This is a genomic window from Oleiphilus sp. HI0125, from assembly GCF_001635355.1.
Window position 1 is genome coordinate 1 of the sequence record NZ_LWGF01000258.1, and the last position, 755, is coordinate 755.

Sequence of the window (755 nt, forward strand, 5' to 3'; positions counted from 1 at the left end):
TGCTCACTCATGTTGTAGAAATGCTTGTTCTTCGACGCCACGGGGATTAGTAAATTTTGGCCTTGGTAAATAGTATTGCCGGGAATATTGTTTACTTGTCGAATCAATGAAGGGGTCGTGTGGAATTTTTTAGCAATAGTACCCAGAGCGTCGCCACGTTTCACGACATAGCTATCCCAAGTTAAGCGCTGTTTTTTGGGGAGTTGCGATAGCTTCTCTTCGAATGATTTTGAAATACTGCTAGGCAGTAAAAGGCGGTGTGGGCCGGCAGGAGGTGTCGCCCACTGGTTTAATCCCGGATTGAGTTGATAGATTTCCTCTATATCAATTTCAGCTAATGAAGCCGCTTGAGCAAGGTCAATCTGCGAATCTAGTGCGATCACATTAAAGTATTTTTGATTCGCGATGGGTTTGAGCTCAAGTCCATACTTTGATGGATCGGCAACAATTTTAGCCATCGCGATTAGTTTAGGAACGTAAGCGCGCGTTTCTTTTGGTAGCTTTAATGACCAAAAGTCAATGGGCTTTCCCGCTTTTTTGTTTCGTTTGATTGATTTGCTAACACGCCCAGGTCCAGTGTTATAGGAAGCGAGTGCGTGCATCCAATTACCATCAAAACGTTTGTTGAGCCAACGCAAGTATTTAATAGCACCTTCTGTCGAAAGAATTACATCCCTGCGTCCGTCGTACCACCAATTTTGATGCATGCCATACATTTTCCCGGTGCCTGGGATAAATTGCCAAAGCCCAGACGC

General features: G+C 44.5%; 1 protein-coding gene. It reads right to left on the reverse strand.

Annotated features, from left to right (window positions below):
- Positions 1-755 (reverse strand): transglycosylase SLT domain-containing protein (locus tag A3762_RS03805; protein WP_156493204.1); only part of this gene is annotated, 755 nt, incomplete at both ends.